The sequence below is a fragment of the Sphingomonas sp. J315 genome (genome assembly GCF_024666595.1).
Classification (GTDB): Bacteria; Pseudomonadota; Alphaproteobacteria; order Sphingomonadales; family Sphingomonadaceae; genus Sphingomonas.
On the sequence record NZ_CP088296.1, the window covers coordinates 2,683,067 to 2,707,292 of the forward strand.

The 24,226-nt window shown below is 65.2% G+C and carries 15 protein-coding genes and 3 pseudogenes; 9 read left to right on the top strand and 9 right to left on the bottom strand.

Annotation, left to right across the window (positions count from 1 at the left end):
* Positions 1-92: 92 nt before the first annotated feature.
* From LRS08_RS13685 to LRS08_RS13695, 3 genes and pseudogenes are all read right to left on the bottom strand, one after another.
* On the bottom strand, positions 93-3,158 hold the full coding sequence (locus LRS08_RS13685; protein ID WP_257843170.1) for a hypothetical protein: 3,066 nt from the start codon (positions 3,156-3,158) through the stop codon (positions 93-95).
* 198 nt (positions 3,159-3,356) lie between these two features.
* Positions 3,357-4,135: pseudogene (locus LRS08_RS13690) on the bottom strand (IS5 family transposase).
* 246 nt (positions 4,136-4,381) lie between these two features.
* Positions 4,382-5,473, bottom strand: coding sequence for a sensor histidine kinase (locus LRS08_RS13695; RefSeq protein WP_257843169.1), 1,092 nt, complete (start codon positions 5,471-5,473; stop codon positions 4,382-4,384).
* 133 nt (positions 5,474-5,606) lie between these two features.
* Here LRS08_RS13695 and LRS08_RS13700 point away from each other — a divergent pair, with 133 nt between their 5' ends.
* Positions 5,607-5,963 (top strand): response regulator, encoded by a 357-nt coding sequence (locus tag LRS08_RS13700; RefSeq protein ID WP_257842938.1) that lies wholly within the window; start codon positions 5,607-5,609, stop codon positions 5,961-5,963.
* Between the two features lie 169 nt (positions 5,964-6,132).
* Here the strand turns inward: LRS08_RS13700 and LRS08_RS13705 are convergent, their stop codons facing one another.
* The 4 genes and pseudogenes from LRS08_RS13705 to LRS08_RS13720 form a co-directional block, all read right to left on the bottom strand.
* On the bottom strand, positions 6,133-6,636 hold the full coding sequence (locus LRS08_RS13705) for a GAF domain-containing protein (RefSeq protein WP_257843168.1): 504 nt from the start codon (positions 6,634-6,636) through the stop codon (positions 6,133-6,135).
* Between the two features lie 97 nt (positions 6,637-6,733).
* Positions 6,734-7,231 (bottom strand): GAF domain-containing protein, encoded by a 498-nt coding sequence (locus LRS08_RS13710; protein ID WP_257843167.1) that lies wholly within the window; start codon positions 7,229-7,231, stop codon positions 6,734-6,736.
* A gap of 184 nt (positions 7,232-7,415) precedes the next feature.
* Positions 7,416-10,890: pseudogene (mfd, locus tag LRS08_RS13715) on the bottom strand (transcription-repair coupling factor).
* 92 nt (positions 10,891-10,982) lie between these two features.
* Complete coding sequence (locus LRS08_RS13720) at positions 10,983-11,249, bottom strand: succinate dehydrogenase assembly factor 2 (RefSeq protein ID WP_257843166.1); 267 nt, start codon at positions 11,247-11,249, stop codon at positions 10,983-10,985.
* Positions 11,250-11,320: 71 nt separating this feature from the next.
* On the opposite strand from LRS08_RS13720, the pseudogene recG reads away from it, so the two are divergent.
* Positions 11,321-13,378: pseudogene (gene recG / locus LRS08_RS13725) on the top strand (ATP-dependent DNA helicase RecG).
* Positions 13,379-13,474: 96 nt separating this feature from the next.
* Positions 13,475-14,044 carry a hypothetical protein gene (locus LRS08_RS13730; RefSeq protein WP_257843165.1) on the top strand — a complete coding sequence of 190 codons (570 nt, stop codon included), beginning with the start codon at positions 13,475-13,477 and terminating at the stop codon, positions 14,042-14,044.
* 165 nt (positions 14,045-14,209) lie between these two features.
* Here the strand turns inward: LRS08_RS13730 and LRS08_RS13735 are convergent, their stop codons facing one another.
* On the bottom strand, positions 14,210-14,548 hold the full coding sequence (locus tag LRS08_RS13735; protein ID WP_260480849.1) for a PilZ domain-containing protein: 339 nt from the start codon (positions 14,546-14,548) through the stop codon (positions 14,210-14,212).
* Positions 14,549-14,643: 95 nt separating this feature from the next.
* Positions 14,644-15,870, bottom strand: coding sequence for a tyrosine--tRNA ligase (gene tyrS / locus LRS08_RS13740; RefSeq protein WP_257843163.1), 1,227 nt, complete (start codon positions 15,868-15,870; stop codon positions 14,644-14,646).
* 41 nt (positions 15,871-15,911) lie between these two features.
* Between tyrS and LRS08_RS13745 the strand changes: the two genes are divergently transcribed.
* The 6 genes from LRS08_RS13745 (at position 15,912) to LRS08_RS13770 (ending at position 24,223) form a co-directional block, all read left to right on the top strand.
* Entirely contained in the window at positions 15,912-16,448 is a 537-nt protein-coding gene (locus tag LRS08_RS13745) for a DOMON-like domain-containing protein (protein WP_257843162.1), read from the top strand.
* A gap of 152 nt (positions 16,449-16,600) precedes the next feature.
* Positions 16,601-18,994, top strand: coding sequence for a TonB-dependent receptor (locus LRS08_RS13750; RefSeq protein WP_257843161.1), 2,394 nt, complete (start codon positions 16,601-16,603; stop codon positions 18,992-18,994).
* 231 nt (positions 18,995-19,225) lie between these two features.
* Complete coding sequence (locus tag LRS08_RS13755) at positions 19,226-20,422, top strand: DUF1343 domain-containing protein (RefSeq protein ID WP_257843160.1); 1,197 nt, start codon at positions 19,226-19,228, stop codon at positions 20,420-20,422.
* A 125-nt stretch (positions 20,423-20,547) separates the two neighbouring features.
* On the top strand, positions 20,548-21,714 hold the full coding sequence (locus LRS08_RS13760) for a hypothetical protein (protein ID WP_257843159.1): 1,167 nt from the start codon (positions 20,548-20,550) through the stop codon (positions 21,712-21,714).
* Between the two features lie 35 nt (positions 21,715-21,749).
* On the top strand, positions 21,750-22,850 hold the full coding sequence (locus tag LRS08_RS13765; protein ID WP_257843158.1) for a DUF2336 domain-containing protein: 1,101 nt from the start codon (positions 21,750-21,752) through the stop codon (positions 22,848-22,850).
* On the top strand, positions 22,847-24,223 hold the full coding sequence (locus LRS08_RS13770; RefSeq protein ID WP_257843157.1) for a sensor histidine kinase: 1,377 nt from the start codon (positions 22,847-22,849) through the stop codon (positions 24,221-24,223). The genes LRS08_RS13765 and LRS08_RS13770 overlap by 4 nt, the downstream gene beginning before the upstream one ends.
* Positions 24,224-24,226: the final 3 nt, after the last annotated feature.

Here is a 24,226-nt window from a genome sequence, read left to right on the forward strand (position 1 = left end):
GCCGTTGCCCTTCGCGCTAGGTGAGCCTGGAGGTGATGAAGGTGCGGCCATTGCAGCAGACGCTTTCTACTGCCCACGCTGAACCTGGCGGACTAGCGGCCGAGTATGCTCACCATCCGACGGGATTTTGTATTCCAGACACGACCAGTGTTATCCGCGCTCCCGGAAATGAGCAGGCGAGCATTGTCGCTGAAACTCAATGCGGTGACGCTGCCGCTATGCCCTTGCAGCGTGGCGCGAACTTTGCCTTTGGCCACATCGACCAGGTGGATGCAGCCATCCTTCAGCCCAATCGCTGCAATCTGACCATCACGGCTGAGCGTTACTACGGTTAGTTGCTCAGCGGGCGAGGCACCGTAAATGAGCCTAAGTGAGTTCAGCAAGTTATCCCATATGCAGACTGCCCCACCGCGCGTTACTAACTGCCCTGACGCGACCATGATCGTAGATTTTCCACATTGGCCAACGGCCACCGATCTTACGCTTGAACCGTCTCGCGCGTCGAAGCTCAACAGCTTCTCAGGATCATTTTTCGGCAGGATGAACAGTTTGGAATGTGCGAACGCTGGTGCTTTCTCACTAATCTCCAGCCGCGCGATCTGACGCCCCGTATTTGCGTCCCACAGCACAGTGCGGCCTGTCGTTGCAAGTACACCGGCCACGCGAGTCCCATCGTGCGATAACGCGAATTGCTTGATTGGCTCGAGGTCGTCAGTGAGTCGCAGTCGCGTACCATCGGGTCGGATAACCTCTACAGCATGTTCATATTTTATCGCCCAGGTGCCGTCTGCGGCTCGCGCGGCGTCGCCGGAATAACTCTTGTTGCTCACCTCGCGTACGATCTCACCTCGAACGAGGTCGACGATGATCACGCGGCCAGCAACGATCAGCGCATGAGTTGCGTCAATCAACTCGACGTGGGTCGGCGTGCCGATGGTGCCGATAAGGAAGCGCTGTACGCCGCTTGAACCGTCCCAGATGCGAATTGTCGCGTCGAGGCCGCCAGTGACGACCAATCGGCCATCCTCAGAGACCGCTGCGGCCGTGACTTGCTTCTCGTGCTGACTGACCCCCGGCAACGTGACCGCCGCCGCACGGGTCGGTCCTGCCGAGCGACGCTGCGCTCGCCGCTGGTCCAAAAGGGCGGACCAAGCTGCGGTAACTTGAAGCCGATAAAGTGTGTGGAAGCGGTGGATATATGTAGTCTGACCCTTACGCAATTCGGCCGCCGCTGGACGCATCGTGGCAAGCGCGGCGAGTGGGCGCTTGGCCTTGATCCGCAAGTCGCCCAATCGTGTGCGAAGGTCGATCATTGTCGGATTGCCCGCTTCAAGAGTTCGCCCTGCGATGGCAAGGGCTTCACTCAGCAACGCTTCGGCCTGATCTATGTCGTCCTGCTTTGCATAGTCTTCGGCTAGGGCAACGCGGGTCTCAACGGCGAGCAAGTCGGCATCGTCGCGCTTGATCAGCTGCTTGAGCAGGTCCGCCCGGATTGCTCGCGCTTCGGCGTCGCGCCCGAGCAGGGCGAGTCCCTTCGCTTCGATGAGCATCGCACGACCCACATATTTTCCTGAGAAGCTGGCTGTCTTGCCAAAAAGCGAATAGGCCTTCTTGGCCGCTGCGACTGCCTTTTCAGTTTCTCCGAGAGCAAAATAGGCTTCGCTGAGCGCTGACATCACTTTGCTGTGAAACGAGTCCGTTAGCCGGCTCGATCGCGGACGCGTACTCACCTCGACGACGAGGGGCTCAAGCAGGGTACGTGCTTCTTGGAAGCGCTTTCCAGCGATCAGCAGATCGCTAAAGGCCAGAATTGCTCCCGGTATCATTCCCTTGCCTGGAGCTCCGAGGATCCACCGATAAGCATCGGCGGCCTCATCCTCCAGACCAAGCTCGGCGAGCCGGCGAGCAGCCTGCAGATAATAGTAACCGTCAGCATACTCGACCTCCCAGCGACGCGTATCCTGGCGCTGGAGCACCGCGATCAGGCCGCGTGTACGCGCCGCGTCAGGACTGTCGGAACGTGCATAGTCGACAAATTTCTCGGCGATCACGCACCGCTCGGTTTCTCCTGGCGGATCGAAACACCGCTTGTCGACGCGATCGGGCTGGATCGAAAGAATGTGCACCGCATAGTGAACAGTGATCGCCACCTTGCGGCCATCGGCCGACACAGCGAGCACGCGCCCATTTGAACTACCGATCGAGTCCGCCAAAATGCGTATCTGACCGTTGGCAGGGTTCACCAGCAGCAAGCGATCGGGCCCTCTGAGCCACAGCAGCAGCATCCCGTCCGGCCCAGCCCAGATCTTGTCGATCGTTGCCCCATCGGGGGTGCTCTTGGCAGGGCCAATCCGTCGCCCGTTCTGCGGATCCCAGTGGTGCCAGTTGGAGCCCTTGTACGTCGCTACGCTGCTGTCGGTCAGGCGCACGATGGAAAAGCTGCCTTCTGCGCTGGGGAGGAAGCTGCGGACCCATCGACGATTTGTGACGTCGTATTCACGTAGCGAGCGGTAATTATTGATCAACAAGCGGTCTTCCGCTCCCGGCATTGCCCCAACCGACAACAATGTAGCGACCTGCTGCTGCGCAAGAACACGCCCGGTCATGTCAGAAACGGTCAAGACGTCGCTTTCGTCGATTGACGGAGATTCGACCACGGTCACGACATATTTGCCGATGAACCCCACATATTTGAACGTGCCTGGCAGCTCCGCGAGCTTCACTGCTCGATCGACATCAAACAGTTCCGAGCGTCGGGTCTTCCGATAGCTCACCAGCAGAAGTCGCCCGTCCGGCGAGAAAATGACTTCCGGCCATTCGTCGGTTGGAATGGCGTGGCTTAACAGCGTCCGGCGGCTGCGCAGATCGACTACACGGATGGTCTTGTTGATGAGCGCGGCGCGACTGCCGTCGGCTGCGAGGACGATGCTACCTGCATTTGGGTCGGGCGCCAGCAAAGTGTCGCGCGTGCCGTCGCGTTCACGAGTCACCGATCCGCCGAGCCACGCAACGACGAGCGCACCATCTTTCGTGAATGTCGCGGCGCTTGCAGAGCGTGGCACGTGTGTCTGTGCAAAAGCAGGACTGACGAATGCAATCGAAAGAACCACCAAAAGCAGAGATGCCGCTCGTAGCAAATATCTTTCGATGCGCTGCATAGCTTGCTCCCCTCACGGAGAATGCCAAGCTCCCGCACCAATGCCAACCGTCAGGAACTGACGAACGGTGACTATAAGATTGGATCGATGAATCGACCTCGGCGGCCGACGTTGCCACATAGGCGCCGCTTGGGGGCGCCCTAACATGTTCGGGCATTACGTCGCCCACTTGTCAGGAATGCGCCCTAGGGTCGGGACTCATAACCACCATGTGACGGCTGCGGCGAGGTAGATGGCGCTGAGGAAGTTGGTGGCGAGCTTGTCGTAGCGGGTGGCGATGCGGCGATAATCCTTGAGGCGGCAGAACATGCGCTCGACGGCGTTGCGGCCCTAGTAGAGCGTCTTGGAGAAGCAGCTTTTCCAGCGGCGGTTCGTCTTGGAGGGGATGTTCGGAACGGCACCCTGCCGCTCGATCAGGTCGCGGATCGCATTGCTGTCGTAAGCCTTGTCCGCGAGCACGATGGTGCGCGGCGCGAGATCATCGAGCAACACATCGGCTGCGCGGCAGTCGGCGACCTGGCCACCGGTCAGCAGGAAGCGGAGCGGCCGACCTTCGCCGTCGGTGAGCGCGTGGAGCTTGCTGTTGCGGCCGCCCCGGCTGATCCCGATCGCCTGGACGAGCGCCCCCCTTTTCCACCGCCCGCGGAGCGGTGCGCCTTCATATGCGTGCTGTCGATCAGGACCTCGGCGGGCGGCCCGCCTGCTGCCGCGAGCGTGACGAACAGCTCCTGCCACACACCCTTTGCCGCCCAGCGCACGAACCGGTTGTAGAGCGTCTTCCTCGGCCCGTAGCAGGCCGGCGCGTCGACCCAGCGCCCGCCCGACTTCACCACATGAATGATGCCGCTGATCACCCGCCGATCATCGACCCGCGCCACACCGCGCACCTTGTCCGGCAGCAGCGGACGAAGCCGCTCGAACTGGGCTTCACTCAACCAAAACTCGCTCAAATCCACGCTCCTGCTGGCGCAGCGCATGAATCACATCCCAGCCGCCAAGGGAATCCCGTTTATGGGTCCCGACCCTAGTTCCGGTCGTTCGCCATGCCCCTCGCTGATCCCGAAAGCGGTCGTTCACCCAAGCGGTGATGGATCGGCTGCCTTTGGGCGGGAAACGGTCCGGCGACTTGGAAGCAACAATCAGCAAAAAGCGGGCAACAGGCCGCGCTTCCCGATCAGCTGCCTTTGTCGCAGGCGCTGGTGGCGGCGCGCGTCACCCGCTAACTACGGTTGCACCTCAAACGACACTTTGAAACAGGTGCCACCGTCGGGTCGGTGACCGCTCGTCAACACTCCGCCGAGTTGTCTGGCAAGCGACACGACAACTCGCATGCCCAAGCTTTGGCTGGTAGCTGTCGGGTCGAAGTCTTTCGGAAGATCGCGACCGTCGTCCGAGACGATCAAGGCATGCTGATTGGCCTCGATCTCATAGCGTACCTGGATCAGCCCCCGCCCGTGCTTGGCCGCGTTCGTCACCAGTTCGTTGACGAGCAGTCCGATGGGTTGGATGATCGTGGTTGGGATAACGCCTTCATCACCGCTTACGTCAATTTCTCGATCGAGAATCGACGCGAGCTCGGCGCATAACCGCCTGAGGAACGTGATGCAGGATGTCTGATCGGTCGCCTCGACGTAAAAATGCCGGTGCACCTGCGCGACTGCAGCAACGCGGTTGGCGGCAAGCTGGAGATGACCGACTGTATCCGGGTCAGTGAGCGCTCGGCTTTGCATTGAAAGCAAGCTCGATACGAATTGCAGGCTGTTCATCACCCGATGGTCGATCTCCTTGGCCATCAACTCAGCCTGGGAGACCGCGCGTCGCGCCGAAAGCTGCATTTCGATCTGGTCCATCACAATCGCTGCAAGGTCTTTCAGGTCGTCGATCTGCGACTGGTCGATAGGCCTTGCCTCCTTGTCGATGATACACAGCGTCCCAAGATTATGGCCGTCGTCCGTGGTCAGGGGCACGCCAGCATAAAAGCGAAGCCCGAAGTCGCCCGCTACCAACGGGTTGGCGAGCGAGCGGGGATCGATGCTTGCATCGGTGAGGATGTGCGGATCGTCAGAAAGAATGGCCGAGGCGCAAAGGCCGGGATCGCGTCCGATCTGCTTAACCGGTACCCCATGGTGCGATTTGAACCAGATTCGGTCCTCATCGACGATGCTGATGATTGAGATCGGCACCCGGAAACGCCGCGCCGCCAACGCGGTGATTCGATCGAACGCACCATCAGGTGGCGTATCGAGTATGTCGTAACGCCGAACGGCCGCGAGGCGTAAGGGCTCATCTGCTGGAATAATTGATGCGCTGGCCATTAGAACTCGCTTTTGCCTCGGCTGGAATTGTTCCGAGGTGGCCCCGCAAGTACCATGAACATTGCCGCATGTGAACGTCTACGGATCAATAAGGTACTGACTGCGTTAACAAAATTCGCGAGGAGTTTATCGCATGTACCATGTTTTGATCATCGAGGATGAACCACTGGTCGCAATGGCCATCCAGGATATTCTGGAGTCACAGGGTGCGACGTCGTTTGAAATAGCTGATACGCAAGAGGCGGCTGTCTCCGCAGCAACAGCTCACCAGCCCGACATGATCACTTCCGATGTGAAGCTGCTGGAGGGTACGGGGCCGCACGCAGTGGCTGAGATCCACAGGAGGTTGGGGCCAGTTCCAGTGATCTTCATCAGTGGAACACCTGAAGAGTGCATACCATGCAACCCGCCCGGTTCAATCGTGCTCAAGCCCTTTACGGCGCAGGCCCTGATCTCCGCGTTTCGCGAAGTCGGCATCGCGGCTATATAGCCAAACAAAGCCTCCTGATTGGCCGCATTTCCCCATTGAGAATGGCAACTTGCGGGATCAGGCAGCCACTCGATCCCGCTGCTGGCCAACGGCAGCTTTCACCGCGCCTCGGCCAAAAGCTGTCATCCCGCTACCGGCCCATATCCAGACGGAAACGCCCCCTCCTCGCTCACCCCGCCTCAGCGATCACCAGCATCTCCGGCGGCGCAATGAACGCGCGCTCCGCCGCCGCTGCCAGTTCCGTCATCAACTCCACCGCCAGCGGGTCGATCGGGCCTGTGGTGCCCCAATAGACGCCGATCGCAGCGACCGCGCCGATCGGGAAGACGGCGAGGCTGGCGACGTAGAGGGCTGCGTAAAGGTCCATGGGCACGCGCGGGTCGGCGCGGATGTCGGGGATTTGCAGGATTTTCCCGGTCAGGATCGCGATGCCGGTGACGCAGCGTTTGGCGAGGAAGCTGCGGCCCTTCCACATCGGGGTGATCGCATTCTCGCCGACATAATGGACCTGGTCGCCCTCCATCCGGACGATGGTGATGCCTTCGGACCCGGCGATGCCGCGCGCGTTGCGCGCGAGGATGCGGATCGCCGCGTCAGGGCCGTCGGCGGCGGCGAGCAGGTCGATTGTATGAGCGAGCAGGCCGCGACGGGCTTCCTCTTCGCGCTGAGTCATCGTGGGTTCTCCGAGGGCGTAACGATCGTACGCTTCGGTAGACCCCGCCGCAACAATATGGCTGCCCATTACGGACAAGTGCGCGGCGCGGCGTGCGCTATTCCATGCGCGCGCTGAGGACCGGCGGCGTCGCGAAGGCCGGGCGGGCGGCTTCGGCGAGCTTGGCCATCAGCTCGACCGCGAGCGGGTCGATCGGGCCGGGGGTGCTCCAATAGGCGCCGATGCCGGCGGTTTCGCCGGCGGGGAACACGGCGAGGCTGCTGACGAACAGCGCGACATAGAGATCGAGCGGCACGCGCGGGTCGTAGCGGATGTCGGGGATCAGGATCGGCTTGCCGCCCATGATCGCAAGGCCGGTGACGCACTGGCTGGCCTGAAAGCGGCGGCCCTTCCACAAGGGGGTGATCGCGTCTTCGCCGAGATAATGGACCTGATCGCCCTCAAGCCGGACGATGGTGATGCCTTCGGAGCCCGCAATGCCGCGCGCGTGGCGCGAGAGGATCTCGACCGCCTGATCGGGGTCGCGCACGCCGTCCAGCGCCGCAATGGCGCGGTCGAGCAGGGCGCGGCGGTCGGCCGGGTCGGGGCCGGGCATGGGCAATCTCCAGTTAGAAGACGGGTGTAAGGCGCGGGAAATGCTGCCGCAAGTTCGGTTGGTCGTATTCTCTCCCCTCCCGCTTGCGGGAGGGGTCGGGGAGGGCCTGTCCACACGCGCCGCGGCCTATTTGACAGGCCCTCTCCTAACCCCTCCCGCAAGCGGGAGGGGGGATAAGAAGGTTTCATCCCGCCGCCTTGGCGAGGCCGCGCGAGATTTGCAGGGCGGCGTTGAGGCGCGCCTTTGGCGTGGCGAAGGCGCGGGCCACCACCAGCTTCATGTCCGGGCGCAGCTTGGCGGTGCCGTCGAGGCGCTCGACATAGGCGAGCAGCCCGTCGATGTTGGGGAATTTGTCTTCGTGGAAGGTGACCAGCGCGCCCTTTGGCCCGACGTCGATCTTGGCGATGCAGGCGCGCTTGGCGTTCAGCTTGGCCTCGATCAGGGTGAGGAGGTTTTCGGTTTCCTCGGGCAGCTTGCCGAAGCGGTCGATCATCTCGGCGGCGAATTCGTCGATGCCGCGCTTGTCCTCGACCTCGTTGAGGCGGCGGTAGAGGCCCATGCGCAGGTCGAGGTCGGGGACGAAGGTTTCGGGGATGAGGATCGGGGCGTCGACGGTGATCTGGGGCGAGAGGTCGCGGGGGCGGTCGCTGGCCATGCCGCCGGCCTTGGCGTCCATGATCGCTTCCTCCAGCATCGACTGGTAGAGTTCGTAGCCGACCTCCTTGATATGCCCCGATTGCTCGTCGCCGAGCAGGTTGCCCGCGCCGCGAATGTCGAGATCGTGGCTGGCGAGCTGAAACCCCGCGCCCAATGAGTCGAGGTCCGAGAGGACCTTGAGGCGCTTTTCCGCGCCCTCGGTCATCATCCGCTGCGGCGCGGTGGTCATGTACGCATAGGCGCGGGTCTTGGCGCGCCCGACGCGGCCACGCAGCTGGTAGAGCTGGGCAAGGCCGAAGCGGTCGGCGCGGTTGACGATCATCGTGTTGGCGGACGGGATGTCGAGGCCCGATTCGATGATGGTGGTGGAGACCAGCACCTCATATTTCTTGTCGTAGAAGGCGGACATGCGCTCCTCGACCTCGCTCGCCGCCATCTGGCCGTGGGCGACGACGTAGCGGACTTCGGGCACTTCCTCGCGCAGGAACTGTTCGATATCGGGCAGGTCGGCGATGCGCGGCGTGACGAAGAAGCTCTGCCCGCCGCGATAATGTTCGCGCAGCAGCGCCTCGCGCAAAACCACCGGGTCCCACGGCATGACATAGGTGCGGACCGCGAGGCGATCGACCGGCGGGGTCTGGATCACCGACAGCTCGCGCAGGCCGCTCATCGCCATTTGCAGCGTGCGCGGGATCGGCGTGGCGGTGAGGGTGAGCATGTGGACGTCGGACTTGAGCGCCTTCAGCCGCTCCTTGTGCGTGACGCCGAAGCGCTGCTCCTCATCGACCACGACCAGGCCGAGGCGCTTGAACTCGACGCCCTTGGCGAGGACGGCGTGGGTACCGATGACGATGTCGATCTGGCCGGATTCGAGGCCCTCCTTGGTCGCCTTGGCTTCCGCTGCGGGGACGAGGCGGGAGAGGCGGCCGATCTGGATCGGGAAGCCTTCGAAGCGGGCGACGAAATTGGTGTAATGCTGGCGCGCGAGCAGGGTGGTGGGGCAGACGACCGCGACCTGATGCCCCGCCATCGCCGCGACGAAAGCGGCGCGCAACGCCACCTCGGTCTTGCCGAATCCGACATCGCCGACGACGAGGCGGTCCATCGGCTTGCCGGCGGCGAGGTCCTCCAGCACGTCGCCGATCGCGCGGTCCTGATCGTCGGTTTCGGTAAAGGGGAAGCGGTCGACGAACACCGGGTAGCTGGCGGGATCGGCCTCGACGATGTCGGCGGGGCGCAGCGTGCGCTTGGCGGCGGTGAGGATGAGTTCGCCCGCGATCTCGCGGATGCGCTCCTTCATCTTCGATTTGCGGCGCTGCCAGGCTTCGCCGCCGAGACGGTCTAGTGAGGCACCCTCTTCGGAGGAGCCGTAGCGGGAGAGGACTTCGAGATTCTCTACGGGGACGTAGAGCTTGTCGCCGCCGGCATAGGTGAGGGCGACGCAGTCATGCGGTGCCTTTTGCACCGGGATTTGCGTGAGGCCTTCGTAGCGCCCGATGCCATGCTCGATATGCACGACGAGGTCGCCGGGGGAGAGGGTGGCGAGTTCGGCGAGGAAGGCGTCGGTCGATTTCTTGCGCCGGTTGCGGCGGACCAGCCGGTCGCCGAGCATGTCCTGTTCGGTCAGCAGTGCGATGTCGGGCGCGGTGAAGCCGTGGTCGAGGGGCAGGACGATGAGCGCGACATTGCCCGAGTCGCGGCCCCCGGCTGAGGCTCCGAGCGCTTCCTGCCAGGTCTCCGCAAAGACCGCGTTGGCGAGGCCGTGGTCGGCGAGCAGGCCCTTCAATCGCTCGCGCGAGCCGGTGGAGTAGCTGGCGAGTATCGGCTTCTTGCCCGCCTTGCGCAGCTTGGCGAGGTGATCGGTGACGGCTTCGTAGATGTTGCTCTGCGCAGCGCGTTCGGGGGCGAAGTCGCGCGGGCCGTCGACGTTGAAGTCGAGGGCGGTCGCGCTTTCGGGCTCGTGGAACGGGGTGGCGAGATGGGCGCGGGCGGATTTGAGGCGCGTCTCCCACTCGGCGGGGAGGAGGTAGAGCTGGTCGGTGCCGAGCGGGCGGTAGCTGCCCGCGTCGGTCGATTGAGCGCGGACGCGGTTGGCCTGATAGTCGGCGATTGCTTCGAAGCGCGACTCCGCCGCGCGGGCTTCGCCCGAATCGCGGACGATGACGGCGTCGGCTGGGAGGTGGTCGAACAGCGTTTCCATCCGCTCTTCGAACAGCGGGAGCCAATGCTCCATGCCGGCGAGGCGGCGGCCTTCGCTGATCGCCTGATAGAGCGGGTCGCCGGTGGCGGTGGCGCCGAACTTCTCGCGATAGCGGGTGCGGAAGCGCTTGATCGTGTCTTCGTCGAGCAGGGCTTCGGACGCGGGGAGCAGGGTGAAGCCGTCGACGCGGCCGGTGGTGCGCTGATCGGCGGGGTCGAAGGTGCGGACGCTTTCGATCTCGTCGCCGAAGAAGTCGAGGCGGAGCGCCTGCTCCGCGCCCGAGGGGTAGAGGTCGACCAGGCCGCCACGCACCGCGAACTCGCCGCTGTCGTGGACGGTGTCGGTGCGGACATAGCCGTTGGACGACAGCAGGGCGGCGAGCTTGTCGAGCGAGATGCGCTCGCCGGGCGCGAGGCGTGCGGTCATCTGGCGGATGCGGAACGGGGTCAGCGTTCGCTGGGTCGCGGCGTTGGCGGTGGTGAGGATCAGGCGCGGCTTGGTGGTGCGGGACTGGAGCGCGGCGAGCGCGGCCATGCGTTCGGCCATGATGCGCAAGGTCGGGCTGGCGCGGTCGTAGGGGGAGGCAGTCCCAGGCGGGGAACTGGATGATCTCCAGCTCGGGCGCGAAATAGGTCGCGGTGGAGGCGACCGCGCGCATCGCGGATTCGTCGGGGGCGATATAGACCGCACCTGCCTCACTGGCGCGCGCGAGATCGGCGAGCAGCCAGGGGAGAAAGCCCGTGGGGACGCCGGCAAGGGTCAGCGGCGTCTTGGCGGAGAGGATGCGGTTGAGGTCGGGCATATTCCAGTTCGTCACCCCGGCGAAAGCCGGGGTCTTTCTCCGCACGCGAGCGGCTTTTGGCAGGAGACCCCGGCTTTCGCCGGGGTGACGGGTCACTTAGAAATCGGTAAGTAATCCAGCGACTTGAGGTCATACATCATCGGCCCTTGCCAGCGCGCAGGCGTGGGTTCGGTTCCCATCGCCCAAGCCATGATGTCGACGTCCTGTTCCTCCATCAGATCCTCGAACCACGCGACTTGCTCCGCATCCCAAGTGGCCGAGCGCGCGTCGAAGAAGCCGCCGAGCATCAGGTCGGCTTCCTTGACGCCGCGGTGCCAGGCGCGGAAGCGGAGGCGTTTGAGGCGGGTGTCGTGATCCATGTTTTTCCAACGCAAATAGGCCGACGGCGCTGGAATGCGCCCTCGGCTTGGGTGTAGGCAGGCAGATAGAGATGCGTCCCGATATCCTCAACCCGCTCTTTGCCGAAGTCACCGCGCTCAAGGGCGTGGGGCCGCAGCTGGCCAAGCCGCTCGAGCGGCTGGGGCTGGCACGGGTGGTGGATGTCGCCTTCCATTTGCCGAGCGGTTACATCGACCGGCTGCCGCGCGAGGAGCTGGATCAGGCAGATGTCGGGCGGACGATCGCGATTCGGCTGACCCCGGTGAATTACCGCATGAGCGGCAGCGCGCGGGCGCCGGCGCGGGTCGAGGCGACGGATGCGCGCGGCAATTATGTGACGCTGGTCTTTTTGGCGGGAATAGCGGCTGGGCGAAGAAGCAGCTGCCGCTGAACGAAGCCAAATGGGTGTCGGGCCGGCTCGACCAGTACGGGCAGGAACTGCAGATCGTGCACCCGGAGATTGCCGCGATCACCGATCCGCGGCCGGGCGGGCGCGAGGCGATCTATCCGCTGTCGGAGGGGATGACGTCGAAGCGGCTGGCGGATTTTGCGGCGCAGGCGGTGGCGCGCGCGCCCGATCTTCCCGAATGGATCGAGCCGAGCTTGAAGGATCGCAAGGGCTGGCCCGACTGGCGTGATGCGCTGGCCGCGATCCATGCCGATCCGGCGGATGTCAGGGCGCGCGACCGGCTGGCCTATGACGAGGTGTTCGCCAATCAGCTGGCGTTGATGCTGGTGCGCGGTGCCGCGCGGGCGAAGAAGGGGCGGGCATTGCAGGGCGACGGGCGGCTGCGCGATGCGCTGCATTTGCCCTACACGCCGACGGGGGCGCAGGCGCGGACGATCCGCGAGATCGAGGGCGACATGGCGCAGCCGCGCCCGATGCTGCGGCTGCTGCAGGGCGATGTCGGCGCGGGCAAGACGCTGGTGGCGGCGATGGCGCTGCTGATCGCGGTGGAGGCGGGGGGCGCAGGGGGCGATGCTGGCGCCGACCGAAATCCTCGCGCGGCAACATTATGAGACGTTGCGCAAGCTGTTCGCCGGGCTGGGTGTCGAGATCGCGATCCTCACCGGGCGCGACAAGGGGCGCGCGCGGGAGGCGACGTTGATGGGCGTCGCCGATGGATCGATCGACATACTGATTGGGACGCATGCGATCTTTCAGCAGGGGGTGGAGTATCGCGACCTAGGGCTGGTCGTGGTGGACGAGCAGCATCGCTTTGGCGTGGCCGAGCGGATGATGCTGCAGGCCAAGGCGAAGACCGCGCCGCATCTGCTGGTGATGACCGCGACCCCGATCCCGCGCACGCTGCAACTCGCGACGCATGGCGAGATGGATGTGAGCAAGCTCGACGAGATGCCACCGGGCCGCATGCCGATCGAGACCAGCGTGATCAGCGAGGAGCGGATCGAGGAGGTGGTCAACGGCCTTGCCCGGCATCTGTCGTCGGGAGGGCAGGCATATTGGGTGTGCCCGCTGGTTGAGGAGAGCGAGAAGACCGACCTGGCCGCCGCCGAGGCGCGGGCCGAGGCACTGCGCGCACGGTTCGGGGAGCGGGTGGGCCTGGTCCATGGCCGGATGAAGGGGCCGGAGAAGGACGCGGTGATGGCGCGCTTTGCCGGCGGCGAACTTGGGGTGCTGGTCGCGACGACGGTGATCGAAGTCGGGGTCGATGTCCCCAACGCGACGCTGATCGTGATCGAGGCGGCGGACCGGTTCGGGCTCGCCCAGCTACACCAGCTGCGCGGGCGCGTCGGGCGCGGCGGGGGGCGGTCGGTGTGCGTGCTGTTGCGCGGGGGGACGTTGAGCGAAACCTCGCGCGCGCGGCTGGCGCTGATGCGCGAGACCAATGACGGGTTTCGGATTGCCGAAGAGGATCTGCGGCTGCGCGGCGCGGGCGAGATGCTGGGGACGCGGCAATCGGGGGAACAGACCTTCCGGCTCGCTCCGCCCGAGAAGTTCGCCGAGCTGATAGCGGCGGCGACCGATGACGCTCGGCTGCTGGTCGACCGCGACGGCGGGCTGGACGGGGAGCGCGGGCAGGCGGCGCGTGTGGCGTTGTATTTGTTCGAGCGGGATGCTGCGGTGGGGTTGTTGCGTGCGGGGTAGCGATGAGCGAAGCCCCCGCTGAAGGAAGCGCAAAGCACTTCCTAACTCTGACTGTTTTCGACACTCTGTCCTAAGGGAAACGGCTCGGAGACTTATATGCGGTCAGCGCTTATCATCGCATCTTTGCTTTGGTTCACGGTTGCGTATGCGCAGGACGTGCAAACAGGCTCCGTAGCTGAGGCACCCGCAAACAATCAGGAAATGGCGGATATTTTCGCTGCCGATCAGGCTGCACGTGCAGAGCCTTCAAAGATCGATTGGGAAAAGCTCAGCGCTTCTGACAAGCTGCGGCGCGTTCGAACTCAGGCGCTGGTCGATGCCGGCAAACTGAATAGCGCCGATGACTACTATCATGCGGCTTATGTATTTCAGCACGGCGATGAGGCTGAAGATTGCCTGAAGGCTCATGCTTTTGCGGTTATCGCTGCCGCTCGCGGCAAGCGCGAAGCTAGCTGGATCGCCGCGGCGACGCTTGATCGCTATCTGCAACGGATCGGCCAGCCGCAAATCTATGGCACCCAGTTTAGACGCGCACCCGGCGGGAAATGGACGCAAGAACCCTATCGGCGCGATTTGTTGTCGGATGCGATCCGACAGGCTTCTGGCGTACCGACCGTCGCCGCACAAGAAGCGCTGAGGGCTGATTGGGAACGCCGCCTTCCGTAGCGCAATGGCGGGCTGGACGGCGTGTGGGGGCGCGGCGCTTGAGGTTGGAGTGCTGCGCTCGGGGAGGGGTGGACCCCGGCACGGGGGCCAGGGTGACGATAAGAGTGTTGCGGGCGGGTGCGGCGATCTCGCCCCTCCCCTTCAGGGGAGGGGGTTTAGAAAGGCTCAACCCGCCTTCAGCATCTGTGCCAGCAACTCGTAATAGCTCGCCAGATCGACCGCGCTGTCGAAGCTCACGCCGATGCGGCCCCCGAGCGCCCAGCGGATTTCCGCCGGGACTGCGCCGACCACCGGGAGCATCACGCGCAGCCGGTCGCCCTCGGCAAAGGGGTGTTCGCAGCGTGCCATCAGGCCGTGGGGAGAGACGTTGACGATCAGCAGCGTGTGCGGCTGGGCGTCGGGGCCGAAGGCGCGGGCGCGGAAATGGACTTCGTCGCGCTCGGTGGTCCGGCGATCACTGTCGGCGGCTGTGGCCCGCACGATGGACGAGAATTGATAACTCACGCTGCCCCCGAAACTCGAAGCTCTCGTAGGATACTTCTAGTTCAGGGGTGTAAACAGCACGGGAATCAGCGTGGTTACCAAGCCTCTGCGTGTTTTTACGAGGGGGTGAGCATCCCGTGATGCTTCTTGCCCGCCGAGACGCGGATTTCCGCCGCGCCGACGGTGACCGTCGCCGCCTCGTCGCTGACCTTTTCGCCGTCGATGCGTGCGCCGCCGCCCTTGATCAGGCGGCGGGCCTCGCCCTTTGACGCGGCGAAGCCGAGGCCGACGAGCGCGTCGACGACGCTGATCTCGCCGCTGACCGACAGGGTCGGGAGCGCGTCGCCGGAGGTGCCTTCCTCGAACGTCTTGCGGGCGGTCTCCTCGGCAGCCAACGCGGCGTCGCGGCCGCGGCACATGGCGGTGGCTTCGGTGGCGAGAATCTTCTTCGCCTCGTTGATCTCCGCCCCCTGGAGCGCTTCGAGGCGGGCGATTTCGTCGAGCGGCAGGTCGGTGAACAGACGCAGGAAGCGGCCGACATCGCGGTCGTCGGTGTTGCGCCAGAATTGCCAGTAATCGAAGGCGGGCAGCGCGTCTTCGTTGAGCCACACCGCGCCCGACATGGTCTTGCCCATCTTGCCGCCGTCCGCCGTGGTGATCAGCGGGGTGGTGACGCCGTACACCTCGGTCCCGTCGACGCGGCGCGACAGTTCGATGCCGTTGACGATGTTGCCCCACTGGTCCGACCCGCCCATCTGCAGGCGGCATCCGGCGCGGCGCGACAACTCCAGGAAGTCGTATCCCTGGAGGATCATGTAGTTGAATTCGAGGAACGACAGCGACTGTTCGCGGTCGAGGCGGAGCTTGACCGAGTCGAAGCTGAGCATCCGGTTGATCGAGAAATGCTTCCCGATGTCGCGCAGGAACGGGATGTACTCGAGCTTGTCGAGCCAGTCGGCATTGTCGACCATCACCGCGTCGGTCGGGCCGTCGCCAAAGGTCAGGAACTTCTCGAACACCGTCTTGATCGACGCGACATTGGCCGCGATGACCTCGTCCGTCATCAGCTTGCGCGCTTCGTCCTTGAAGCTGGGGTCGCCGATCTTGCCGGTGCCGCCGCCCATCAGCACGATCGGCTTGTGCCCGGTCTGTTGCATGCGGCGCAGCAGCATGATCTGGACGAGGCTGCCGACATGCAGCGAGGGCGCGGTGGGATCGAAACCGATATAGCCGGGCACGATCTGCTTGGCGGCCAGCGCGTCGAGCGCAGTGGCGTCGGTGACCTGGTGGATGTAGCCACGGTCGGACAGGGTGCGGAGCAGATCGGATGCGTATTCGGTCATGGTGCGCGGGCGGTTAGCACAATTTGGGATGAGTGAAACATATGGAGTGGAAGCTGATTGCCCATCCAAGTGGCGCGACGCCGAAATTTGTTGTTTCCGCCAGTTACCGGCAACTCGATTCAGAGCTGTGGGCGTTCAGCTATCGCGTCACGGGGGCGGTGTCAGGCTTGGTCGTGCCGCGCCCCGGACGTGCGTCGCCAGCCCGGACAGATAATTTGTGGCAAACCACCTGTTTCGAGGCGTTTGCCCGAGTTGGCGGCGAGTGCGCTTATCGTGAGTTCAACTTCTCGCCGAGTGGCGACTGGGCTGTGTACGCATTTGACGACTATCGACGCGCGATGACCCGCCCATTGGTGGGGCAGGAACTGACAGTCATGGCGATCGAGGACTCCGACTGCCTGGTAGTCGAAGCGATATTCGCTCGGCGTGAATTGGCGGGTGGCGATCAACTCAATCTCACCGCCGTGATCGAAGAAACCGACGGCACAAAATCCTATTGGGCGCTGGCGCATCCGGGGGACAGGCCAGACTTTCATCATCCGGATGGGTTCGTGCTTGAACTCCCGGGGGCAGCGTAATCGCGACGCGAATAGATGGTTGCAAATACAAACCATCTGTCCATCGCCCGAATAGTTTCGTCGCATAACTGTTATTGACATGAACAATTTCAAATGTGAGTAATATCGCACCGCCGATCGCCAAGAATCGCGGGTGACAGGGGAGTGTGACGATGGGTCGAGGGACTTCGCGCGCGCAGGGCCGTGCAGCATCCAGCATCGCCGCGATTGCGGCATTTCTGAGCTTTACCGCAGCCGCGCCCGCGCTGGCGCAGGATGCTGCAGAAGAGGCGTCGTCGGCAGCCAGCGACGAGATCGTCGTCACCGCGCGCCGCCGTGAGGAGAGCCTGCAGGACACACCGGTCGCCATCTCCGCGTTCAGCGCCGAGACGCTGCAGGAACGGCAGATCACCCAGACTCAGGATCTTGAGCGGATCACGCCGAGCCTGCAGTTCAAGCCCGCCGGCCAGCTGTCGGGCAACAGTGCATCGTCGGTCGTGTTCATCCGCGGCGTGGGGCAGGTCGATCCGACCGCAGCGGTCGATCCGGGCGTCGGGGTCTATCTCGACGAAGTATATCTGGGCCGCGCCGTGGGCGGTGCGATCGATTTCGGCGATATCGCCGGGGTCGAAGTGCTGCGCGGGCCGCAGGGGACGCTGTTCGGACGCAACACGATCGGCGGCGCGATTCTGGTCCGCACGCAACAGCCCAAGCTGGGCGAGTTCAGCGGCCGGGCGCGGGTGCGCGGTGGCAGCGAGAACCTGATCGAGGGCTTTGGCGTGGTCAACGTGCCGCTGGGCAGCACCGTCGCCGCGCGCGTTTCGGGCGGGTTTCGCAAGCGCGACGGTTACGTGATCCGTGCGGTCGACGGCCTCGATCTGGGCAATGAGAACCGCTTCTCGCTCGCCGCGTCGCTGCTGTGGGAGCCGTCGAGCGACTTCGACCTGTTCGTGCGCGCCGATTACAGCAAGCAGGACGAGAATGGCGCGCCGTTCACCTTTGCAGGCATCAATGAACAGGCGCCGGTCGCCGCAATCGCCAGCGTCGCTGCGGGCTGCCCCGGCGCGACGATCCCGTTCGCGCCTTTGGTCCCCGGCGATCCGCGCTTCGGCGCGCCGAACGTGCCGATGATCAACGACATCCGCTGCGCCAACGACCTTCAGGCGCGCGGGCCTTATGTCAACGGCGGCACCGCGCCGGTCGAGAGCAATTCGGAAGTGTGGGGCATCGGCGCGACCGCCAATATCCGCCTGACCGATGTCGCGTCGGTCAAGCTGATCACCTCCTACCGCGAGACCGAATCGCGCGGTATCCGCGACGGCGACAATACGCCGCTGCTGCTGATTACTACCGATGTCGCGGCGCAATCGGCGCAGTTCAGCCAGGAGGTTCAGCTTCAGCTCGACTTCGGATCGGTCAATGCGATCATCGGCGGATATTATTTCAACGAGGTCACCGACGAGCGCGCGACCGTGCCGCTCGCCTTCCCGCCCTCGCCGCCGGTGATCGGGTCGCTGCTGGCGGGTGGGCCGGGGTCGCGCGACTTGCAGCTGTCGCGGCTCAAGACCGATTCGGTCGCGGCGTTCGGCGAGCTGGCGTGGAACGTCACCGACGCGCTCGAGATCAGCGGCGGCCTGCGCTATACCAGCGACCGCAAACATTATCGCGGGACGGTGCTCAACCTGTTCCCGGCGACCCTGCCCGACCCCAATCCACTGCCCACGCTGGCCACGTCGCAGGGCGGGACGCTGTTCATCTTCAATCGCCCGTTCATGCAGGATTTCTCGGCGCTGACCGGCTCCGCCAGCATCCAGTATCGCTGGAACGACGCGATCAGCACCTATGCGTCCTATGCGAAGAGCTTCAAGTCGGGCGGCTACAACACGCGCTACAACGCCGCGCCCGCAGGTAATCTGCCCGTGCCGTTCGCCGAGGAAAGCGTCACCAGTTACGAAATCGGTGCGAAGACCAATATCGGGCGTCTGCGCCTGAACCTCGCCGCGTTCCAGGCCGAATATCAGGATATCCAGCTGATCTTCCGCCAGGGCGTCGTGCCGCTGCTGTTCAACGCGGGTGAGGCGCGCATCCGCGGGCTCGAGGCCGAAGCCAGCCTGCGCACGAGCTGGGGGCTGACCTTCGACGCGGGGATCAGCCTGCTCGACGACCAGATCAAGAGCATCACCCCGGTGCCCGGCGCGACCGCAACGGTGACGCCCAACGACGACCTGCCCTTCACGCCGGACGTGCAGGCCAATTTCGGCATCGCCTATGCGATCCCGCTGGGCGGCGACATGACCCTGACGCCGCGCGTCGATGGCAGTTACCAGTCCAAGATCACCTTCATCACCGGCAGCATCCCGCTGATCGAGGAGGACGGCTATTTCGTCGGCAACGCCTCGCTGACGCTCAAGCTCGGAAACGGGATTGAGGTCAGCGGCGGCGTCAACAACCTGCTCGACGAGCGCTATCTGATCCAGGGCAACGCCTCGCTGGCGACGCTGGGCTATGCCGAGCGCATCTTCGCCCGCCCGCGCAGCTGGTATGTCCAGGTGGCGGCTTCGTTCTGATCGGGACGGGGAGGCTCGCGCGGGCCTCCCCGCCCATATGGCCCCGTCCGGGCCGCACTCCACTTGCCTGTCACCTCGGCCGCCGTGCCGGGGGCCACCGGGTGTCACGCGCGGCGCAAGAGGCTTGAAGCCAGCCAGTGCGGATGTGTGGACCCCGGAACAAGTCGGAGGTGACGAAGTTGGGGGGTGCGGGGCTTGCTTCCCTTTCCAACTCCCGGCACCTGAAGCCTCATGAACTTCGGTATCGACCGGCTGCTCGCCGACCCCGCGCTTCTCGGACAACTCAAGGGCCGCCGCGTCGCGCTGCTCGCGCACCCCGCGTCGGTGACGGCGGACCTGACCCACAGCGTCGACGCGCTGGTCGCGGCGGGGCTGGATGTGTCGGCGATGTTCGGGCCACAGCACGGCGTGCGCGGCGACCTGCAAGACAATATGATGGAATCGCCGGACTATACCGACCCCACTTACGGGATGCCGGTATTCAGCCTGTATGGCGAAGTGCGGCGGCCGACGGGCCAGTCGATGCATACGTTCGACGTGGTGCTGATCGATCTGCAGGATCTGGGCTGCCGCATCTACACCTATGTCACGACCCTGCTCTACATGCTCGAAGCGGCAGCGGCGCATGGCAAGGAAGTGTGGGTGCTCGACCGACCGAACCCGGCGGGACGCCCGGTCGAGGGACTGACCCTGCTGCCCGGATGGGAAAGCTTTGTCGGCGCGGGACCGATGCCGATGCGGCACGGCATGACTTTGGGGGAGATGGGCGCGTGGTTCATCGATCACTTCAAGCTCGACGTCGCCTATCGCGTGATCGCAATGCAGGCGTGGCAGCCCGAGGCAGCGCCCGGCTATGGCTGGCCGCCCGAGCGGGTGTGGATCAACCCCAGTCCCAATGCCGCCAACGTCAACATGGCGCGCGCCTATGCGGGGACGGTGATGCTGGAGGGCACGACGCTGTCCGAAGGCCGTGGGACCACCCGCGCGCTGGAGCTGTTCGGCGCGCCGGATATCGACGGCAAGGCGGTAATTGCCGAGATGCGGCGGATCGCGCCGGAATGGACCGCGGGTTGCACGCTGCGCGATTTCTGGTTCCAGCCGACCTTCCACAAGCATGTCGGGCAATTATGCAGCGGCGTGTTCATCCATGCCGAGGGGGCGGGGTACGACCACGCTGCGTTCCGGCCGTGGCGGTTGCAGGCGTTGGGGTTCCGGGCGATCCGGGCGTTGTACCCGGATTACGATCTGTGGCGCGATTTTCCCTATGAATATGAGTTCGAGAAGCTGGCGATTGATGTGATCAATGGCGGGCCGGGGTTGCGGGCGTGGGTCGATGATGCCGGGGCTGCGCCGGACGATCTGGATGCGGCTGCCGGGGCGGATGAGGCGGCGTGGGTGGAGATGCGGGCGCGGTTCCTGTTGTACTGACCGTGCTCCTGCGAAGGCAGGAGCCCAGAGTTCACAGGCCGATTGCTCCGCCACTCTGGGCTCCTGCCTGCGCAGGAGCGCGGAAGGTGCTTCCCCCGCCGAATCAATTCGCCTAACCGGGCAAGATGCTGGCGGGGCTGATCTTTGCGACCGAGGATGCGGGGGACCGGGCGGGGGTGCTCGCCGCGACGCTGCCGTTCGGCGGCATGACGCTGCTCGAATATCAGGCGCGGCTGCTGATCGGGGCCGGGGCCGGGCATATTCTGATCGCGGTGAGCCGGGTTACGCCGGCGCTGCTGGGGGCGGTTAACCGCGCGGCCAAGCGTGGCGTGCCGGTCGATATCGTGCGGTCGGCGGCGGAGGCGGCGGCGCGGGTCCACCCGCTCGCGCATGTCGTGGTGATCGCCGATGGGTTAGTCACGACCGACGATGTGATCGACCGGATGGCAGGTGAAGGCAAGGACGCGATCCTGGTGACGCAGGAGCCCGCCGCATCTCTCGAGCGGGTCGACGCGCGCAATTGCTGGGCAGGGGTTGCGCACACCCCGGCGCGGCGGATCAAGGATATTGCCGACTTCCCGCCCGATTATGATTTCCAGTCCACCCTGCTGCGCGCGATCGTGCAGGCGGGGGCGGAGCAGGTGATGCTGTCGGCGGGGGCGGTGCGGGCCGGACACGGCGTGGAGCGCGAGGGTGCGGCGCTGGCCAGCCGCAGCAACGCGGTGCTGGCCGCGCTGACCGAACGGCGGACAAGCTGGGCCGATCGTCATGTCTTTACCCGCATCGCGCGCTGGGTGCTGCCCAAGGTGGTCGAAAAGGGCATCCCCGCCTGGCTGCTGATGGGCGGTGGTGCGCTGACCGGCGCGGGTGCGGTCGCGCTGATCGCGTTCGGTTTTGCGTGGGGCGCGGGAGTGGCGATCCCAGGTGTCGCCGCACTGGCGACTGGCGCGGCGCTGTCGGCACTGCGCGGCGAGGAGAAACGCGCGCTGATGCAGGAGGCGCTGATCGGTGCCATTGTCGGCGCGGTAGTCGGCGCGCTGGGGCTGATCGAGATGCGTCTGGACAAGACGCTGGACGGTGTAATCCTCGCATTGGTGACGATCGCCGCGACTGCCATCGCCGAACGGACCCAGGCGGTGATCCGTCGCTGGTGGGGCAGCCCGGCGGCATATCTGCTGCTGCTCACCCCCTTCGCGATTGCGGGTCGGGCCAGCTGGGGGCTGGCGGTGATCGCCATCTATGCCTTTGTGACGCTCGCGGCGGCGGTTGAGAGCCGGCGGGAAAAGCCTTAGGGCTGCCTTAACCGCATTTCGCTATTCCGGAGACCATGTCCGACCCGAATGTCGACATGAGTGACGGCACCACCAATCGGGGTGCCCGCACGTTGCTTGCGCATGCCGCAGGCGCGGACGCTGCCGCTTGGCGTGGTCTGGCGACGGCAATCGACGATTTCTTCCTCCCCGAATCGCACCGGCTGGATGAGCGGACGCGGGTTGGCCTCGCCCGCTTGCTGCGCGCGCTGGTCGACACGGTCGAGGGCGAGATTCGCGATCATGGCGTACGCCAGCTTCGGGTGCAGGGCGAAACTGCGCTGGCCGATACGCTTGCCGAAGCCGAGGGGGTGTTCGACCCGCTGTGCGATTCGGGCCTGCTGCGCGACCGTGAATTGATGGCGGAGCTGATCGCGCAGGTACGCCAGGAGTTGCTGGCCAGCAGCATGCCGGTGCAGGCGCATGACGATCCCGAACGGCCGAGCCTGATCAACCGATTCGTCCAGCATCCCGACCGGGTGCTGGCGCAGAGCGCGATGGGCGTGCTGATCGCCGAAAGCCGACGCCGCAGCCTTCCCGAAGCCGGGCCGCTGCCGCAGACCGATCTGCCCGCCGAGCTGCACCACAAGCTGGTCTGGTGGGTCGCGGCTGCGTTGCGTTTGCGCGTGGCCGCTGCGGATATCGCGACGCTTGACCGTGTGCTGGCCGAAGCGGCGCAGCGCAGCCTGTCGGCGCATGATGAGGGCGATCGGGTCGAGGCGGCAGTGATGCGCCTCGCAGCGGCAATCGACGCGCAGCCCGACGAGCTTCCAGAATTGCTCAACGAAGCGCTGGGCGACCGGCGCGTGACCTTGTTCGCGGGGCTGCTCGCGCATGCGCTCGGGGTGGACTACGCCGTTGCGCGCAGCCTGGCGCTCGACGCAGGGAGCGGGCGGTTGTGGGTCGCGCTGCGCGCGCTGGACCTCGATCGTGAGGCGATCGCGCGGCTGGGCCTCGTGCTCACCGAAGCCGATCCGCGCCGTGACATCGAGGCATTCGCCAACACGCTCGACACGATCATGGCTGTCGCGGTCGAGGACGCACGCGCGGCGCTCGCGGGATTGCGGCTTCCGCCAGACTATCGCGCCGCGATTCAGGCGCTGGCGCGCGCGGCATGAACGCGATCGACCCGCATCTTCCCATCGCAATCGGGCGCGTCGGGCGCGACGGGCGGCTGCTCGACGCAGAGCCGCGCCTGTCCGACCTCAACAGCCGTGCGGGCGGCAAGCAGGGCGAGCCGCTGGCAGTGCCGCAAATCGCGTCGATTGCGCGGCTCGCGCTGCGGCTGGGCATCGCCATCTCGCGCAACATCGTCGCGGCGGACGGCGAGGACGATATCGACCTGTGGGTTCGTGCCGAGCCCGATGCCGACGGCGTCCGGCTGGAGGTCAGCGGATGGCGTCCCCGCGCGGCATGGCGGGCGGCGGAGGATGAGGGGCGCGAGGATGATTTCCTGCGCAGCGATGCGGATTGGGTGTGGGAATGCGATTCGGCGATGCGGCTGACGCATCTGTCGATCGAGGCGGGAGCGCGCTACGGATTCGATGCGGGCAAGATGCTTGGTCAGCCGCTGACCCTGCTGTTCGCGCTGGAGGCGGATGAGGAGGGCGCGCTGCCGATCCTGACTGCTGCTGCGGAGCAGGGGCGGTTCGAGGGGCAGGTCGCCGAACTGCGCGGCACCGGTCGCCGCGTCCGGCTGTCGGCCAGCCCGCGCGTCGATGCGCAGGCGCGCTTTGCCGGCTTTACCGGCGCGGCCGAGATGATCGACCCGGCGGAGGACACTGCCCCGTCGCAGCCCGTCGCGCCGCAAGCGGTGTTCACCAACGAGTTCGGCCAGCGGCTGGACCGTGCGCTGCGCAAGCCGCTGAGCCGGATCATCGCCAATGCCGACAGCATCAGCGCCCAGCTCGATGGGCCACTGCGCGCCGATTATGCCGACTATGCCGGCGACATCGCCAATGCCGGCCGGCATTTGCTATCGCTGGTCGATGATCTGGCGGACCTTACCGCCGTCGAGCGCGACGATTTCGAGGTCGAGGCCGAGCCGATCGATCTCGCCGATGTCGCGCGTCGCGCCGCCGGGCTGCTCGCGGTGCGCGCGAGCGAGGCCGATGTGCGGATCGACAAGCCCAAGGCGGACGAGAGCCTGCCCGCCACCGGCGAGTTCCGTCGCGTCCTGCAGATCATGGTCAACCTCATCGGCAACGCGCTGCGCTATTCGCCGCCGGGCGGATCGGTCTGGGTGCGGCTGGAGCGCGAAGGGCAGCTCGGCTGCGTCATCGTCGCCGATCAGGGCAAGGGCATCGCGGCCGAGGATCAGGCACGCATTTTCGAGAAATTCGGTCGGGTCGACCCCAGCGAGCCGGGCGGCAGCGGGCTTGGCCTGTATATCGCTCGGCGGCTTGCCCGCGCGATGGGCGGTGATATCACCGTGGACAGCGCACCCGGCCAGGGCGCGCGCTTTGTCCTGACCCTTCCTGCCCGCGAGTAAAGT

Excerpts from the sequence above, each read along its gene's own strand:
- LRS08_RS13685 (WP_257843170.1), bottom strand. The coding sequence starts at position 3,158 with ATGCAGCGCATCGAAAGATATTTGCTACGAGCGGCATCTCTGCTTTTG.
- LRS08_RS13695 (WP_257843169.1), bottom strand. The coding sequence starts at position 5,473 with ATGGCCAGCGCATCAATTATTCCAGCAGATGAGCCCTTACGCCTCGCG.
- LRS08_RS13700 (WP_257842938.1), top strand. The coding sequence starts at position 5,607 with ATGTACCATGTTTTGATCATCGAGGATGAACCACTGGTCGCAATGGCC.
- LRS08_RS13705 (WP_257843168.1), bottom strand. The coding sequence starts at position 6,636 with ATGACTCAGCGCGAAGAGGAAGCCCGTCGCGGCCTGCTCGCTCATACA.
- LRS08_RS13710 (WP_257843167.1), bottom strand. The coding sequence starts at position 7,231 with ATGCCCGGCCCCGACCCGGCCGACCGCCGCGCCCTGCTCGACCGCGCC.
- LRS08_RS13720 (WP_257843166.1), bottom strand. The coding sequence starts at position 11,249 with ATGGATCACGACACCCGCCTCAAACGCCTCCGCTTCCGCGCCTGGCAC.
- LRS08_RS13730 (WP_257843165.1), top strand. The coding sequence starts at position 13,475 with ATGCGGTCAGCGCTTATCATCGCATCTTTGCTTTGGTTCACGGTTGCG.
- tyrS (WP_257843163.1), bottom strand. The coding sequence starts at position 15,870 with ATGACCGAATACGCATCCGATCTGCTCCGCACCCTGTCCGACCGTGGC.
- LRS08_RS13745 (WP_257843162.1), top strand. The coding sequence starts at position 15,912 with ATGGAGTGGAAGCTGATTGCCCATCCAAGTGGCGCGACGCCGAAATTT.
- LRS08_RS13750 (WP_257843161.1), top strand. The coding sequence starts at position 16,601 with ATGGGTCGAGGGACTTCGCGCGCGCAGGGCCGTGCAGCATCCAGCATC.
- LRS08_RS13755 (WP_257843160.1), top strand. The coding sequence starts at position 19,226 with ATGAACTTCGGTATCGACCGGCTGCTCGCCGACCCCGCGCTTCTCGGA.
- LRS08_RS13760 (WP_257843159.1), top strand. The coding sequence starts at position 20,548 with ATGCTGGCGGGGCTGATCTTTGCGACCGAGGATGCGGGGGACCGGGCG.
- LRS08_RS13765 (WP_257843158.1), top strand. The coding sequence starts at position 21,750 with ATGTCCGACCCGAATGTCGACATGAGTGACGGCACCACCAATCGGGGT.
- LRS08_RS13770 (WP_257843157.1), top strand. The coding sequence starts at position 22,847 with ATGAACGCGATCGACCCGCATCTTCCCATCGCAATCGGGCGCGTCGGG.